The organism is Psychrobacter sp. BF1, from assembly GCF_019279065.1.
Lineage (GTDB): Bacteria > Pseudomonadota > Gammaproteobacteria > Pseudomonadales > Moraxellaceae > Psychrobacter > Psychrobacter urativorans.
This window is the reverse complement of sequence record NZ_JAGYWV010000009.1, coordinates 1-14,432: the sequence shown is the minus strand read 5'-3', so window position 1 is coordinate 14,432 and position 14,432 is coordinate 1. Positions and strand designations below refer to the sequence as shown.

The following is a 14,432-nucleotide window of genomic DNA, read 5'->3' as shown; positions in this document are numbered from 1 at the left end:
GCTAAGCGTTTATGTAAACTAGGCCCTAAGCTGTCTTTAATACTTGAGTCAAGCTGGCCAATACACTAGTAGCAAAGCTACCGGTAGTTAGGCTAAAGCGCAATACTAGTGATTGCTCATCTAGCCACTGCCATGACAATGCTTCTATTGGCAGCCGCAAAGCTCGACGCTGTGCTTTGATCTCATGATGCTCTAGACCTGTAGCCAGCACAGTCAATAAAGCGCTTTTCTGTACTACCTCAGTCTCTAACTGAGCCGCTGGGCCTGCCACTTTATCGTTATTTACACCCCACATTACTGCGGTCGGATGAATATCTCCGCTATCGAGACGTGCTTGTAAAGTATCGTCCAATTGCTCACTACTAAAGATCGACCCTGAGCCGTCAAGATTGAATACTTCTCCTGCCAGTCCCGTGTTCCAGCTGCCATCAACCACTCGGGCGTTCAAAATTTCATTAAAAATAACACTGCGCGCTGCAGATAGTGCCATAGTATGTTGCTCGCGTGGCACACGTTTACGTTTACTCTTTTTGCCGCTGGGCTTGTCTTTTTCAATAGGCTGAGCAAACAGTCTAAGCGCCTCTCTGATATTACTGGCATGACGCCCGAAGCGCTGTGGACCGAAATAGTTGGGCACGCCAGTACTCATTATGGTTTTTAGCTGCTGCTCGACAAGTTGATGGTTAGCCGTCACTTGTAGATCATTAGCGAATTCTATATCACGCAGGGTAATAACAAACTCATTAGCCCGATGTGCGCCACGGTTGAGTTTTTTGTTATGCCAACGTTGGTCAATAATTTCTACCGTCTCATTATCACCTAAGTCGCTTGGGGCAAAATCGGTTGCTGGCAACTGCTTTTTGGGAATGCGTAAGCTGAACCATTGTGTTGTTAGTGCATGCCGATCTTTTAGTCCTGAATAGCCGACGTCGCGTAAGGGGATGTCTGCCCACTCAGCTAGTAGTTTGGCAATATAGGCGGTATTCATGCCTGATTTTTGGATATGTAGCCACAAGTGCTCGCCTTCATCGCTAAAGTCTACAGCCATTATTTCATTGACTATAAAGTCTTCATTAGACGATTTATAGTACGCTAGTTTAATAGGTGGCAATGTTGGTTGCGCTAGTAGCGCCGTATCTACCAATGTCGCAACCTCTAAACTTAAGCTGTCGAAGTTTGCAATGGCTAAGCTCAAATCATTTGAACTTAAGTCATTTGAGCTTGAGCGGTCAAAATGTTGTGAATCAGAAGGCTGATTACTAGTAATAGGAGTAGATACAGGCTCAATAATATTAGGATCTTGAGAAGTCATAAAATGATCGTCTATGATAGGGTTAAGGGCAAAGCAGCCTATAAGCAAATAGAAGGCTTAAAAAGTAGGTTTTCTATAGTGGAACTAAGTCGTTGAATGCAGAAGTTACGTTTTGCAACGTGGCAGATATACAAATACACATCGAATGCTAAGGGGTCTTGTTACTATCAATGCATAACATGCGATCAATGAATAACATATTATCAACGCATAACATAATGTTTAATAAGTTGCTGCTGAGTGAAATATTTATTTTATAGTAAGGCTAGTCGATATTTTACCATCTAATCAATAGCAATCAATCATAACCCATCAGGTAGCAATCGCCACCGTTAAGGATAACTTATGTCTCAGGCCACTATTACCACAGTCACTATTAATAAAGCCGATATTGAAGATGGCGGTATGAAGTCATATAAGCAAGCGGATGATAGTATCATTTTAATCACCCGCGATGACACTACCTTTCAGGCGTTCGATGGCAAGTGTCCGCATGCTGGGGCAGATTTAGGCACAGGTCTACGGTGTGGCAATCGGGTAGTCTGCCCTTGGCATCATGCGACTTTTGATAGTCGTGACGGCACTTTGTTAGAGCCAGTAGCTACTGAAGGGCTCACCCAGTATCAGTTGACGGATGATGGGGATAATCTGATCGTTAATACTGCCGCCAAAATAGATAGGGCTGTTAAAAATGATCAGCTCACTGGCACGCATACGGTTGTCGTTGGTGGCGGGGCAGCAGGCTTTATGACTGCCCATCAATTACGTAATACAGGTTATGGTGGCAAAATCACCTTACTAAGCCAAGAGGACAAAGCACCGTATAATCGTCCGCTGTTATCTAAAGCCTTTTTAGCAGGTAACCTGCCTGAAGAAAAGCTACTACTTGGCGGCGCGGATTGGGCAGAGAAAAACAATATAGAATTACGCCTAAAGCAAACGGTCAGTGCCGTTATCGCTAATGAGCGTACGGTTATTATTAAAGATGAGCACCATGCTGAATATAATATAACGGCTGATTTCTTAGTAGTAGCAACCGGTGCTAAGCCTATCGTTCCTCCTATTACAGGCGCCCAGTTAGAAGGAGTCTATACTTTACGCAGCATGGATGATGCCAAAACTATCAAAGAGGCTAGTCAAGATCAGCACGTAGTGATCGTCGGTACTGGCTTTATCGGGATGGAAGTAGCCGCAGCCTTGTCGCAAGCGGGCAATACGGCCTCTATTACGGTGATCGGTCAGAGCGCACGAGTAATGGAGACTATCATCTCCGAAACAGTGAGCAACGCTTTAATTAAATTGCATGAAGACAATGGCATTAACTTTGTACTAGATGCTACGGTTAATGAAATCAATGGCAACGGTCAGCAGGTTAGTGGCGTTACTCTGGCAAATGGCACTAAGTTAGACGCAGATATTATAATTTTAGGTACAGGTGTATCGCCGCTTACTGACTTGCTTAAAGAGGTCAATGACCCCGATGGTGTGCAAGTCGATAGTCATTTGCAGCTACGTGATGGGGTCTATGCGCTAGGCGATATTGCCAAGGCATCTGGACAGATGGGACGTATGCGTATTGAGCATTGGCGGGTAGCATTGCAACATGGTTTAGTTACCGCAGCGGCTATCTTAGGAGACGATACTGTACCTTCTTTAGATGAGCGAATTCCCTTCTTTTGGACTATGCAGTATGGCAAAAGCTTACGCTATAGTGGTCATGCAGCTACCCCTGATCATAATATATTGCTGGGTTCGCCTGATACGCTCAACTATATCGAATATTATTTTGATGATAAAGGCGAGGATACGCGTGCCAGCGCTGCTAGTACTTTAGGCCGTGATAAAGAGTTAGTGGCTTTTAGTGAACTATTACGCCGTGGTCATGCGCCAACACGAGCACAGATTAATGCCGGCTTCAATATTATCGAGCAAGCGCATGCTTTGTCGCGTTAGTGTTAAGTGCTTAAGCGTTTAAGTGCTTAAGCGTTTAAGTGCTAAGCAACAGTAAATCTTAGCGCTTATTTGGCACTGATAAAGTTACGATAAAGGCTGCCATTCTACGCTGGCAGTCTTTTTTACCATTTATCTATAAAAAGTGTGACCGTCATATGAATAAAGATACCGTGTTTTTACGCCAAGCGCAGTCAAAAGACCTTGACGCTCTTAAGCAGCTACTTGACCGTTGTTATCGGCAGGCAGAAGGCTGGACTAATGAGGCAGATTTAGTCGCTGGTATTCGCACTACTAAGGCTGAGCTGGCTGTGGTCATTGCTGACCCTAAGCATTATATTTTCGTCTACCCAAAAACCAATACTGGCGATCGAGAGGGGCAAGAGACTGGCGAGTTGCTAGGCTGTATTGCTGTGGATATTAATAGCAACGTACCATCTGGCGATAATGCCTATATAGGTATGTTTGCCGTCCATCCTGAGCTGCAAGGTGAGGGAGTTGGCAACGTGATACTACAAGCAGCAGAGACTTTTGCTAGTCGGCATTTACAAGGTAATAAGCGTCAGTCAGCTGCGCAGACTAGCCGTTTGACTATGAGTATATTGAGTCATCGTCCTGAACTATTGGCTTACTATGAGCGCCGTGGCTACAAGCTTACAGGGGTCTCTATGCCGTTTCCAGAAGACGGCAATAATGGCGAGCCAAAGCGCAAAGATTTACAGCTATTAGAATTAGAAAAGCTAAGTCTTCCTTTAGCAGAGCTTTGATTAAATAGGGTTTTGTCCTAGGTTTTTAGCTCTAATTAGCACTAGTAATCAATAGTGCTGATTAGTCTTAGCAACCACTCTCACTAAGGCTAATCAAGGCTAGACGCATCAGTTGGTTTACTAGAGACAGTAAATCCTAACTAACAAGCACCTTGTATTAGGTGTTTGTATTATTACAAAAGTAAAATAAGTTTATTTATAGGCTATTGCAGAAGAGAAGAATAATGAAAATACTACAACCTATTACTATTGGTGGTGTGACTTTTAAAAATCGTTTGATGTTACCACCGCTTACTACTGGTTATGAAGCTAAGAATGGGAGCATCAGCTCACAAAGCTATGCTTTTTATACTCGTCTTGCCAAAGGGGGCGTAGGGTATATTGTGCTAGGCGACGTTGCGCCCATTCGTAGCTTTGCGCCCACGCCAAAACTGTTTGATGATAGTCAAATTGACAGTTTCCGTCGGCTTGCTGATAGTGTTCATAGCTATGGCGCCAAAATTGGGGTACAGATATTTCATCCGGAATACGATGTCGATGCCATCAATGAGATGTTTATTAATGGCCAAAAAAATGAGGTACGTGAGCGCTTGCATTATGACATGGAGCACTTCGTTAATGAGGTGAGTGAAACGGCTTTAATGGCGATCATCGATAAGATGTGTGCTTGTGCGCTGCGGGCGCAACAGGCCGGTATTGACGTTATTCAAGTACATGGCGATAGGCTAGTAGGGGTGTTATGTAGCACCAAAATGAATAGCCGAACCGATAAGTTTGGTGGCTCATTAAAAAACCGCACCCGTTTTGCCTTGCTACTAGTTCGCGCCTTAAAACAGGCTGTGCCGAATATGATCATTGATTATAAGTTATCAGTAGTCACTCCTGTGCGCGGCAAAGGCGGCGTTGATGAAGTCGATGCCCCGCAGTTCGCAAAATGGCTTGAGGATGCAGGCGTGAATATGTTGCACGTAGGTCAGGCTAACCATACCGTCAACTTGGCAGATACTATACCGCCAATGGGTGTGCAGCCTTATGGCTTCTTTGCAGATATCGCTGGCGCTATTAGACAAGCTGTTTCTATCCCTGTGAGTACTTCAGGACGCATCATTGATCCTGACATGGCTGAAACTATGCTGCAAACTGGTAAAGCCGATATGATTGGCATTGGCCGAGCGCTACTGGCTGACCCTGAATGGCCAAATAAGGCCGCCTTAGGTCAGCAAAAAGATATTGTGCGTTGTATCAGCTGCAATTTCTGCGTTGACTCTATTATGAACAGATCTTTTGTTATCTGTACTGTCAATCCAGAGAATGGCTTTGAAGAGAGTAGGGTTATTACTGCAGCAAAGGTCAAGAAAAATATAGTAGTGATTGGCGGCGGGCCTGCTGGACTTGAAGCGGCAAGGGTCGCTGCTAATAAAGGCCATAGCGTGACACTGTTTGAACAGCAAGCACAGTTAGGTGGGCAGTTAAATATCGCTGATGTGCCACCACGTAAAGCAGAGCTACATCGGGCTACAGAAGACTTGATACGGGCAGTACATAGAGAAGGGGTGGCATTGCGTTTAGGCGAAACGGCGACTACTCAAAGTATAATGGCCCTAAAGCCTGATGCGGTGATAGTAGCGGTAGGGGCGATTAGCTTTATGCCACCCATTGCTGGTATAGAAGGCCATAATATTTATGACTCTTGGAAAGTGTTGGCCGGTGAGCAACTAGTATCTGGTCGAGTGACCATAGTTGGTGGCGGGGTAGTCGGCTGTGAGACTGCTGAATATCTAGCTGAACGGGGTTGCCAAGTAACGATAGTAGAGATAGCGGATAAAATTACTGATCATATAAGTGTGACCATCCTACCCTCTATGCTTGCGAACTATGAGCAGTATGGGGTAAAAATATACACTAACCATAGAGTAATGGATATTGTTGCAGATGAGATACGCTGTGAAGATCATTATGGTAATGATATCTATATTGCTCACGACTACGTAGTAATCGCTAGTGGCGCGCGTCCGGTTTTATTTGATGCAGAGGCGTTAATCGCTGCGGGGATAGAGGTAGTAAAAGTGGGAGATTGTTGTACAGTAGCTGATATCTCGTATGCTACAAAAACAGCTTATGATGCGGCTAATGCGCTTTAAAGTTATCTTTAAACCCAAAGCAATAGTGCTTAAAATCTTGAGCTCAGCCCCTTTAACTATCCTGTTCTACCAGCTTTTGTCAGTGCACACCATAATCAAAGCAAAGCGGTGTAAACTTAACACCAGCTAGCCCCAAAAATGCTTAAAAGTCATAAACAGCCCAATACTTATCAGTATGAATGCCACAATAAGTAAGCGCTTAAACCAAGTAAAAGCCGGTAAGCGCGTGGCATTATCATCGGACATCAGGTAAGCAAATAAGCACATTAGGCTGCCTACCAAAGTCATAATACCTAAGCCAATAGGAACAATAAATAAATATACTTGCCACACAGTCATCTCGCAACCAATTTCATTACGAGCATCATAGCAGTATCGTAATTCTACTGTTAGCCTTAGTGGTTATTTTTCAGTCATAAGAGCAGTAAAGAAATATTAATAAATGTTGCTGATTTTTAATAGCTAATTAGGTATAGTTTAAATATTGTTTAAGATGGCCTAAAGGTCTATAAAATTTTGCTTATTAATCATTAATTAATCGCTGAGGTAGTTATGAATTATTTAATAAAGCTAGGTGCTGTATTGCTGTTGACCCCGATACTTATCGCTTGCTCTAATAAGCCTTCTGAAAGCGACGTGGAAGAACTTATTCAAACTCAGTATGATAAAGCCAATAGCCTGATGAATGATGCGATGGCACAAGCTGATGATGACGAGACGGCAAAAGCTATGAGTGGCATGATGGAGGGGATGATGCCGACCCTCGAAAAGGTAGAAAACGTGAGCTGTGACAATACCGATGGTGATAATGCTTATTTGTGCACGGCTGACGTTACCCAAACTATCGGCGGCACTAGCCGTACTGATAGTGGCGTGTTCAAGGTCAATGATGTTAACGGCACTTGGGTACTAACCCAATAGCAATCGAAATAGCTGGTAGGACGATGATAATGGAAAAAGGCTGCGTAAGTGCTAGCCTTTTTTTGTGCTTAATAATTAATGCCAATGTTTAGGGCTTAACATTAATATTTAGGACTTAACACCAATGTTTAATAGTTAGTCAATGAGCTATTTTATGCTACCTTATTGATTATGCAGTAATAACTATTTTGCTAGTAGCGGCTAGCCAATAAGGAGTAGGTTATGTCTAAGGTTAAAACATTCAATGCCTTGCCTAAAGTCGTATCTAATCAAATCTTTCAAGCGGCTATAACGCTTCTGGCTTTGCCTATTCTCTCCTTGCCATACTCCGCTTTGGCTCAGGCGTCAAACCAGTACCAGATTGAAGATTTCTCTGACGACTACTACGCCACCATTAAAGACTATACTGATAAACAATTTAGTGAATTAAACTATATTATCGAAATCATAGACGCTAAAACTAAAAAAACTCTAATAGCTCAGCCTTCTAGTCTTGCTATGGATTATGAACTACAGGACAGTGCATCATTGCAGCTGGGCGGAAAACTCAGTGCGAATATTGTCAATATTCCCTACGGTGACAGTAGCGTGCTGATCTATGATGACTTTAATTTTGATAATAAAAACGACTTAGCCCTAAAGGATGGCCGCTACGGTTGTTATGGCGGTCCTTCTTATCAAGTCTATCTAAAAAAAGGCCATAGCTTCGTGCATAGTGAAGAATTCACTGAGCTGGCGCAGGGTAACTGTGGATTTTTTGATATCGATTATGATAGGCAGACTTTAAGTACTATGACCAAGAGTGGCGCAGCATGGCATAAGTATTCAACTTATAAAGTAATTAATAATAAACCCGTGGCCATACGCATTGTGGAGGAAGAATACCAAGCGAAAGGTTTGCTTTTTATTACTCAAAGCACAAGAGTTAATGGCAAAATGCGGGTAGATAACTATCAAGCTTTAGCTGTGTATGATCCTAAAACAGACGGCAAATCGCCTTATATCTATACGTTTCATTTAGACAACGAAAAGATAATGGTCTTGGCTAGCTATTTTGTTGGAGACAGCGAGCAACTGTACTATGTGTTTGCTAATAAAGAGGGCAGAGTTGAGCTGTATTATGATGGGCCGTTTATTTATGATACTAAGCAAAAAACTCTGAGCTTCACTAATAAACCCGTCCTCTATCAAGTTAACAAGCAAGGCATTACTGTAAAGCTGCCTCACAGCAGCAAGTTATTAAAGTCACGACCGATAAGCGTACAGGGAAGTCTCGATAGTCTGGCCCAGTATACTAATGTGACCGTTAAATAAGGAAGTTAAAGTTTATGTTTACCTTAAATTGAGACAGTTATGAATAGCTTTAAAATCTTAGCCATTAGCACTGTATTGATAGCATTCCTAACGGCTTGCTCTGATGATCCTTCTAATCGCACGGTTAAAGGCTTAGTTAAAAAGCACTATAAACAAACCGATACTATGGCTGATAAGACAACGACTTTAGCTGGTAATGAGCAAGATCACGAGGCTTTTAACAGCGTTATTGAAAAGGCCATGCCCACTCTTGATAGTGTAGATAATATCGATTGCGTAGCTACTGATAGCGTTGATGCTTATCTGTGTAGCGCTGATATTACCCAAACTATGAACGGTCATACTAGTATCAATCAGGGCAATTTCAAAGTTTATAAGGCAAATAATAAATGGCTATTGGATCTGTAGACCGTGATCTGATAGCAGTGTTATTTAGAAGGGTTAGAGAGGGGTTGTGGTTATCAATAGCTACAATTAGGGCTAAAATACTTTTTAAATGGTTATTGCGAAAATATAATAGTTTATGGGTTGGACCAAGCTTGTGAGCCCTCCCCAAATTTCAAAAATATAATAGTTAATAAGTAGGCTGGGCGCAGCCTGTGACCCCCAATAGTGATATTAGACAATGGAAACTTTTAACGGCTCCAATCTATAGAAAGTAATAAATTTTTAATTATCTGTTCGATAAATTAGATATCACAAGCTACGCCCCCAGCATCAAGCACAATTCCTGCGCCTGATGCATAGCTGTTAACGCATAGCCTTTAACGCATAGTCACAAACTCTTCTGAACCCGTTGGATGAATAGCGACAGTATTATCAAAGTCCGCCTTCGTTGCGCCCATTTTTATCGCCACGGCAAAGCCTTGAATCATCTCATCGACGCCAAAGCCAATACCATGTAGGCCAATCACCTTTTCATCCTCACCTAAGCATACTAACTTCATCGTGCACTTTTGTCGATGCTGGGTCACTGCACTAAACATATCGGTAAAGCTTGAGCTATAGCATTTAATAGCCTCTTTACCAAATTGATTGACAGCCTCAATCTCAGACAAGCCAATAGTACCGATAGGAGGATGGGTAAAAATAACCGTCGGTATCAAATCGTAGCTTAGATGCTCATCAGGTTTGTCATTGAATAGGCGCTCCGATAATCGACGACCTGCGGCAACCGCGACTGGGGTCAAATCAACGCTGTCCTCAATAATATCACCGACCGCATAAATACCATCAACGTTAGTATTTTGGAACTTATCGACTTTGATTTTATCGTCATCAGTCGTCGCAACGCCAGTGACTTGCAGGTTAATATTATCGATAGAGGGCGCACGACCTATTGCCCAAATCAAGCAATCAACGGTGTCGATATGGCCTTCGCTATCATCATTGATAGATAAGCTCAGGCTATCATCGGTATTTTTATTAACCTCGTCTATTACACTATTGGTATGCAAATGAATGCCCGCTTGCTCCATCTCGATCAATAAAGTCTCGATAATGGTATGGTCAAAGGTACGTAGTGGTGAGTGTTTGCGTACATAGAGATGCACTTCAGAACCGAGACTATTGAGCACGCCTGCAATCTCAACCGCGATATAGCCTGCACCAACGATAGCTACGCGCTTTGGTAAATGGTTTAATTTAAAAAACCCATCAGAGTCGATACCATGCTCTGCGCCTTTGATATTGGGCTTGATAGGATGACCACCTGTAGCGATTAAGATATGGTCAGCGGTAATATGTTCGCCATTAACCTCGACGGTATTGGTATCGACAAACTTAGCAAAGCCTTTTATCACTTCAACACCGTTTTTGGCGAGGTTATTATCATAAGCGCGGTGGATATTCTCGATATATTGTTGGCGACTTTGCACTAACTTTTGAAAGTCAAAGCCTTTGACCTCAACGTCAAAACCATAGTCTGGCGCGAACTTATGAATAGTCTCAGCAACATGCGCGCCATACCACATTACCTTTTTGGGCACGCAGCCCCAATTGACACAAGTGCCGCCTAATTGCTCGGCTTCGATAATCGCGCACTTTTTGCCATAGCTTGCCGCACGGTTGATTGAGGCAATACCGCCGCTACCGCCACCAATGGCGATATAATCATAATGTTTGGTCATGGTTAAGTCTCTTTATTTGATGTCTGTTGATGCAATGTCTGTTAATACTGGGTAGCTCTATTATTAGGGTGGTGAGCGACTTATCAAGGTCATAATAAACCAAGGTTACGATAGCATAATTTGCAGTGTTTTTTTAGGTAGGTGAAATTATGAGTGCAGAAGATAAAAGTAGGAGATTTTGAATAAGCTTAGACAATTCGTAGGTTTGGCGGAGCTTGCGACCCCCAACAAATATGTTCAACAGTAAAAACCTTTAACCGCCCCAATCGATAGAAAATAACACATCTTTAGGTATTTAGTGGTTCAGACCTACAGCTTCTTCACGAGGCAAAAGCTATAACAAAACAGATTTACCGCTACTTATTTATCCTTACCAATACAACCAATAATCTAAGTTAATATATCAAGCTCCGCCCAACTTAAGGGCTACCTATCCAAAACGTCTATTGAACTCAGATTCGCTCATAAACAATAGTATTATTATTTCGAAAAGAGAAATTATTGCTGGTATAAATGTCCAACAAAATAATAAATATAAAATACCCCAAAAAACCTGATTCAAATAAAATTTATGTATGCCAAAACCTCCTAAGAATAAAGCTAGCAATATTGCAACACCTTTGCTTTTTCTACTACTATTCACCTGTACGATAGTAGTATGATTTTGAGTTGGTAAAGGAGGTGGGACAGCTTTAAACGGTGCAGGTTTCACAATCGGAAAGCCACAATTAGTACAAGACGCGCTTTGATTACTAATAGACTCAGAGCATTCAGGACATTTAATCGAAAACTTCATTTTAGAAGTTGGTAATCCACAGTTAGTACAAGAAACGCTTTGGTCGCTAATTTTATGTGTGCATTCAGGACAATCAATAATTGCCATATTTATTCCTATATTCAGATAATTGATGGCTTATTCCCATAGTCAAAACTCACTGTATCTGTTTTGTCTAATTCGCTTATGGGCTCATTTTGATACATTACTCACAAATAACACCGATTTGTATCCACTAATTTCACTCATATAGTTTATCTTGCATACAGTTGGCACGCTTAATTGCCTTCCACTGACTATATTCCGGATCGTCCTTCCCTAGGTAAGCACTGTTTACTTTTATAGCTTGTTCACATATTGCTCGATCATCACTTTTTCTGCGTGCTATGTCCCTCTCTTTTTTATCGTCCGCTGCTTTATTAACTACTTTTTCGTTGTAAGGTTCTTTTGTTTTTATTGGTGTTTCCCGTACTTTATATTCTTTCTCACTACCTGAAGGGGGATTCGATAATAAAACTTCCCTCGGTCTTGCTTCTACTGATATCACTGGCTCTGGCTTGAATTGCTCCAATGTTGCTCTTTCAACTACTTCGTTATTGGGAGCTTCTAGCGTTACTACTTTCTCAACTACTTCATGATGTTCTATCTTTTTTGACACTACTCTTTTGATTGGGCATATGAAATTAACAATATCTTGATCTGTCCAATCTGGTGTTGGCGTATACCAACCTCCAAGATCTGCTGAGATTAAGGCCTCAAGATTATCTGATGAGGTTTTTCTGATCTTATCGTTTTTGCAGTCAATTTGCATCTCCCCAAAAGAGTCGCTTTCATTCCCTCTGCGTGCATACTTAACGTTTTCAATGCCATAAGATGTAAATTGAGAAATAAGGAAATAACGGCCATCTTCACTTGAACCGGAAAGTAACATTGGTATCTGTGTCAATGGAGAATCAAATACTGATTCTTGGACTTTTGGTGGTTCGTCATCAGGCTCTGACTGCTCTTCACTGTATGGTCTAGCTTTTTCTGTATAGCTATCATAAGCATTCACAAGCCAATAGCCGATAGCAACTATAATAATAAGTAGGAAAATAGTTGCACCAAAACAGCCGCTATTTTTCTGTCTTTGACGATTACCTGCTAGTGAATCATTATTATCAGAATCTGCTTGTGGTAAAGGATGAGGAACAACGCTAGTAGTAGGGAAGCCGCAACTGGGGCAAGCAGTACTTTGATCGCTGATGCTTTTAGAGCATTCAGGGCAGTTGATTAAAGCCATATTTTTTCTTCTCTAAAATAAATACTTTATTAGATTAACTGCATTGGCTTACTGCTGACTCAATAGCTGATAAATACGTTTCAAAATCTCTCTTTTCCATATTTTTTTGTGCTCCATTTATTACCTGCTGAACTAGAAAGTATTGGATCCATGACATCAAACTGACAACTACAAAAGTCCTTATCAGATGTCTCTACACAAGACTGTACATATTGTTTTTTTCTACTGAGTAAGAGTCAGGAGCTGGTGCTTCATGTGTGATTGTTAAGCTATCCCCATAAACAGCTTTTTCATCAGAAGATAAACAAGCAACTAAAGAAAAAATTGAAATAAGTAAGAGTAATAATTTCAATTTCATAAATAATGTTCTAAAGAAGTTTTATGCAAAGATGAGTAGCTTTGGTCATTTTTCAATGACATAAGGAGTATAACTTGTTAGCAATATTTCAGCAACAAATGTCAAGTTTACATATTTGCTAGATTATAATTACCTAGGTTTTTATTTATTGAAAAATTAATTTGGTTAGTGTTAAAGGTGAAGGTTCTATTTAGTTATCAGTGCATGGAATGCACCCTACGCTTGATAAACTCAAACTCCACTCAAAAAAAAGGCCACCCCCAAAAGGATAGCCTCAATACATTTATTTAACAATAACCTAACTAGCTAGCTTTTTGCAACTCAAGCATCGGTTTTAAGAACTCACCCGTATGCGAGTTTTTATTCTCAGCCACTTCCTCAGGCGTACCTTCAGCGATAATCATACCACCACCTTTACCACCTTCAGGGCCAAGATCGATCACCCAATCCGCGGTTTTGATAACGTCAAGATTATGCTCGATGACCACGATAGTATTGCCTTTATCACGCAGCGCATGCAAGATATTGAGCAGTTTATCGATATCATGGAAATGCAGACCAGTGGTAGGCTCATCCAAGATATACAGCGTCTGTCCCGTATCACGTTTGGCCAGCTCACGGGCTAGTTTGACTCGTTGCGCTTCACCACCTGATAGCGTTGGTGCCGACTGACCGAGACAGATGTAGCTAAGTCCCACTTATGAAAAATACGTTCAACCTGATTTAGTTTTTCTTCTATTGAAGTCATGTTTCGTTCTCGTTTTGCATTGTTCGAAGTAATTAGTACAATTAATAACGAGGCACTATATTCATCTTTTTATTTAATTGGTTTTCAAGCCTGTGTTAGCACTTGGATAAGACTTTATGACTGAAAAGCGATTTCAAGAAAATAATGAAGATAGATTTTCTATTAGCACTCCTACTAATGATGACCCTACGCTAGTTGTTTGTCCAAAGTGTCAATCGAGAGCTGCTGTTACTTTACATAATGACGGTGGCAACGACGAGGTGAGGTTAAGTTGTCCAAGTTGTGGCTATAATCTAGCGAAAATAGTAGAAGAAAGAACATTTTATTGGGACGCAGAAAATCCAACGGACAGTTATTTTGGCGCTAATTTATGGCTGCAAACCGATTGTGTTGGTGAGAGTTTATGGGCGTTCAATAGGCGTCATTTAGAATACTTGGAAGACTTTGTATCGGCCAAACACAGGCAACGTAATCCAAATGTAGATACTTGGATGAATAGCTCACTAGCCAGTCGTTTACCCAAGTGGCTTAAAGCCGCCAAAAATCGCGAGCAGATTGTGAAGGCAATTGCGGTTTTGAAAGTTAAGTATAATGAGGGGTAAATTGATGAGAGTTTCCCAAACTTTGTGTAACTGCTTATAATCCACTAACCGGAGAATAAGCAATGACTACTCAATCTGACCTTAAAAAACTGGCTGAGCAAATGGCTGGTAGCATGAAAAGCTTTGATGACCT

At 41.4% G+C, this 14,432-nt stretch carries 13 protein-coding genes and 1 pseudogene; 7 read left to right on the top strand and 7 right to left on the bottom strand.

Going from position 1 to position 14,432, the window contains the following annotated elements:
- Nucleotides 1-25: 25 nt before the first annotated feature.
- The gene (gene truD, locus KZA12_RS10660) at nt 26-1,312 is read right to left on the bottom strand and encodes a tRNA pseudouridine(13) synthase TruD (RefSeq protein WP_218690223.1); all 1,287 of its coding nucleotides are present in this window, start codon (nt 1,310-1,312) and stop codon (nt 26-28) included.
- A gap of 345 nt (nt 1,313-1,657) precedes the next feature.
- Here truD and KZA12_RS10655 point away from each other — a divergent pair, with 345 nt between their 5' ends.
- From KZA12_RS10655 to bilR, 3 genes are all read left to right on the top strand, one after another.
- Complete coding sequence (locus KZA12_RS10655) at nt 1,658-3,265, top strand: FAD-dependent oxidoreductase (protein ID WP_218690222.1); 1,608 nt, start codon at nt 1,658-1,660, stop codon at nt 3,263-3,265.
- Nucleotides 3,266-3,420: 155 nt separating this feature from the next.
- A complete protein-coding gene (locus KZA12_RS10650; protein WP_218690221.1) occupies nt 3,421-4,029 on the top strand; it encodes a GNAT family N-acetyltransferase in 609 nt (202 codons plus the stop codon).
- A 224-nt stretch (nt 4,030-4,253) separates the two neighbouring features.
- Nucleotides 4,254-6,170: a bilirubin reductase, long form gene (gene bilR / locus KZA12_RS10645; protein WP_218690220.1), complete on the top strand. Its 1,917-nt coding sequence runs from the start codon at nt 4,254-4,256 to the stop codon at nt 6,168-6,170.
- A gap of 126 nt (nt 6,171-6,296) precedes the next feature.
- Here the strand turns inward: bilR and KZA12_RS10640 are convergent, their stop codons facing one another.
- Nucleotides 6,297-6,509: a hypothetical protein gene (locus tag KZA12_RS10640; protein ID WP_218690219.1), complete on the bottom strand. Its 213-nt coding sequence runs from the start codon at nt 6,507-6,509 to the stop codon at nt 6,297-6,299.
- 213 nt (nt 6,510-6,722) lie between these two features.
- Between KZA12_RS10640 and KZA12_RS10635 the strand changes: the two genes are divergently transcribed.
- The 3 genes from KZA12_RS10635 to KZA12_RS10625 all read left to right on the top strand — a co-directional run bounded on the left by KZA12_RS10635 (nt 6,723) and on the right by KZA12_RS10625 (nt 8,813).
- Nucleotides 6,723-7,091 (top strand): hypothetical protein, encoded by a 369-nt coding sequence (locus KZA12_RS10635; RefSeq protein WP_218690218.1) that lies wholly within the window; start codon nt 6,723-6,725, stop codon nt 7,089-7,091.
- 222 nt (nt 7,092-7,313) lie between these two features.
- Entirely contained in the window at nt 7,314-8,405 is a 1,092-nt protein-coding gene (locus KZA12_RS10630; protein ID WP_218690217.1) for a hypothetical protein, read from the top strand.
- Between the two features lie 39 nt (nt 8,406-8,444).
- The gene (locus tag KZA12_RS10625; RefSeq protein WP_218690216.1) at nt 8,445-8,813 is read left to right on the top strand and encodes a hypothetical protein; all 369 of its coding nucleotides are present in this window, start codon (nt 8,445-8,447) and stop codon (nt 8,811-8,813) included.
- 356 nt (nt 8,814-9,169) lie between these two features.
- Here the strand turns inward: KZA12_RS10625 and gorA are convergent, their stop codons facing one another.
- The 5 genes and pseudogenes from gorA to KZA12_RS10600 all read right to left on the bottom strand — a co-directional run.
- Nucleotides 9,170-10,534 carry a glutathione-disulfide reductase gene (gene gorA, locus KZA12_RS10620; protein WP_218690215.1) on the bottom strand — a complete coding sequence of 455 codons (1,365 nt, stop codon included), beginning with the start codon at nt 10,532-10,534 and terminating at the stop codon, nt 9,170-9,172.
- Between the two features lie 430 nt (nt 10,535-10,964).
- Nucleotides 10,965-11,417, bottom strand: coding sequence for a TM2 domain-containing protein (locus KZA12_RS10615; protein ID WP_256932939.1), 453 nt, complete (start codon nt 11,415-11,417; stop codon nt 10,965-10,967).
- A gap of 133 nt (nt 11,418-11,550) precedes the next feature.
- Nucleotides 11,551-12,591, bottom strand: a complete 1,041-nt coding sequence (locus tag KZA12_RS10610; protein WP_218690214.1) for a hypothetical protein — start codon at nt 12,589-12,591, stop codon at nt 11,551-11,553.
- 193 nt (nt 12,592-12,784) lie between these two features.
- Nucleotides 12,785-12,949 (bottom strand): hypothetical protein, encoded by a 165-nt coding sequence (locus KZA12_RS10605; RefSeq protein WP_218690213.1) that lies wholly within the window; start codon nt 12,947-12,949, stop codon nt 12,785-12,787.
- Nucleotides 12,950-13,251: 302 nt separating this feature from the next.
- Nucleotides 13,252-13,647 (bottom strand): annotated as a pseudogene (locus KZA12_RS10600) (ATP-binding cassette domain-containing protein); the annotation flags it as partial.
- 166 nt (nt 13,648-13,813) lie between these two features.
- On the opposite strand from KZA12_RS10600, the gene KZA12_RS10595 reads away from it, so the two are divergent.
- On the top strand, nt 13,814-14,299 hold the full coding sequence (locus KZA12_RS10595) for a hypothetical protein (RefSeq protein ID WP_218690212.1): 486 nt from the start codon (nt 13,814-13,816) through the stop codon (nt 14,297-14,299).
- Nucleotides 14,300-14,432 lie beyond the last annotated feature (133 nt).

Bases quoted from the DNA above. Each gene is read 5' to 3' on its own strand.
- truD (WP_218690223.1), bottom strand. From the start codon at position 1,312: ATGACTTCTCAAGATCCTAATATTATTGAGCCTGTATCTACTCCTATT.
- KZA12_RS10655 (WP_218690222.1), top strand. From the start codon at position 1,658: ATGTCTCAGGCCACTATTACCACAGTCACTATTAATAAAGCCGATATT.
- KZA12_RS10650 (WP_218690221.1), top strand. From the start codon at position 3,421: ATGAATAAAGATACCGTGTTTTTACGCCAAGCGCAGTCAAAAGACCTT.
- bilR (WP_218690220.1), top strand. From the start codon at position 4,254: ATGAAAATACTACAACCTATTACTATTGGTGGTGTGACTTTTAAAAAT.
- KZA12_RS10640 (WP_218690219.1), bottom strand. From the start codon at position 6,509: ATGACTGTGTGGCAAGTATATTTATTTATTGTTCCTATTGGCTTAGGT.
- KZA12_RS10635 (WP_218690218.1), top strand. From the start codon at position 6,723: ATGAATTATTTAATAAAGCTAGGTGCTGTATTGCTGTTGACCCCGATA.
- KZA12_RS10630 (WP_218690217.1), top strand. From the start codon at position 7,314: ATGTCTAAGGTTAAAACATTCAATGCCTTGCCTAAAGTCGTATCTAAT.
- KZA12_RS10625 (WP_218690216.1), top strand. From the start codon at position 8,445: ATGAATAGCTTTAAAATCTTAGCCATTAGCACTGTATTGATAGCATTC.
- gorA (WP_218690215.1), bottom strand. From the start codon at position 10,534: ATGACCAAACATTATGATTATATCGCCATTGGTGGCGGTAGCGGCGGT.
- KZA12_RS10615 (WP_256932939.1), bottom strand. From the start codon at position 11,417: ATGGCAATTATTGATTGTCCTGAATGCACACATAAAATTAGCGACCAA.
- KZA12_RS10610 (WP_218690214.1), bottom strand. From the start codon at position 12,591: ATGGCTTTAATCAACTGCCCTGAATGCTCTAAAAGCATCAGCGATCAA.
- KZA12_RS10605 (WP_218690213.1), bottom strand. From the start codon at position 12,949: ATGAAATTGAAATTATTACTCTTACTTATTTCAATTTTTTCTTTAGTT.
- KZA12_RS10595 (WP_218690212.1), top strand. From the start codon at position 13,814: ATGACTGAAAAGCGATTTCAAGAAAATAATGAAGATAGATTTTCTATT.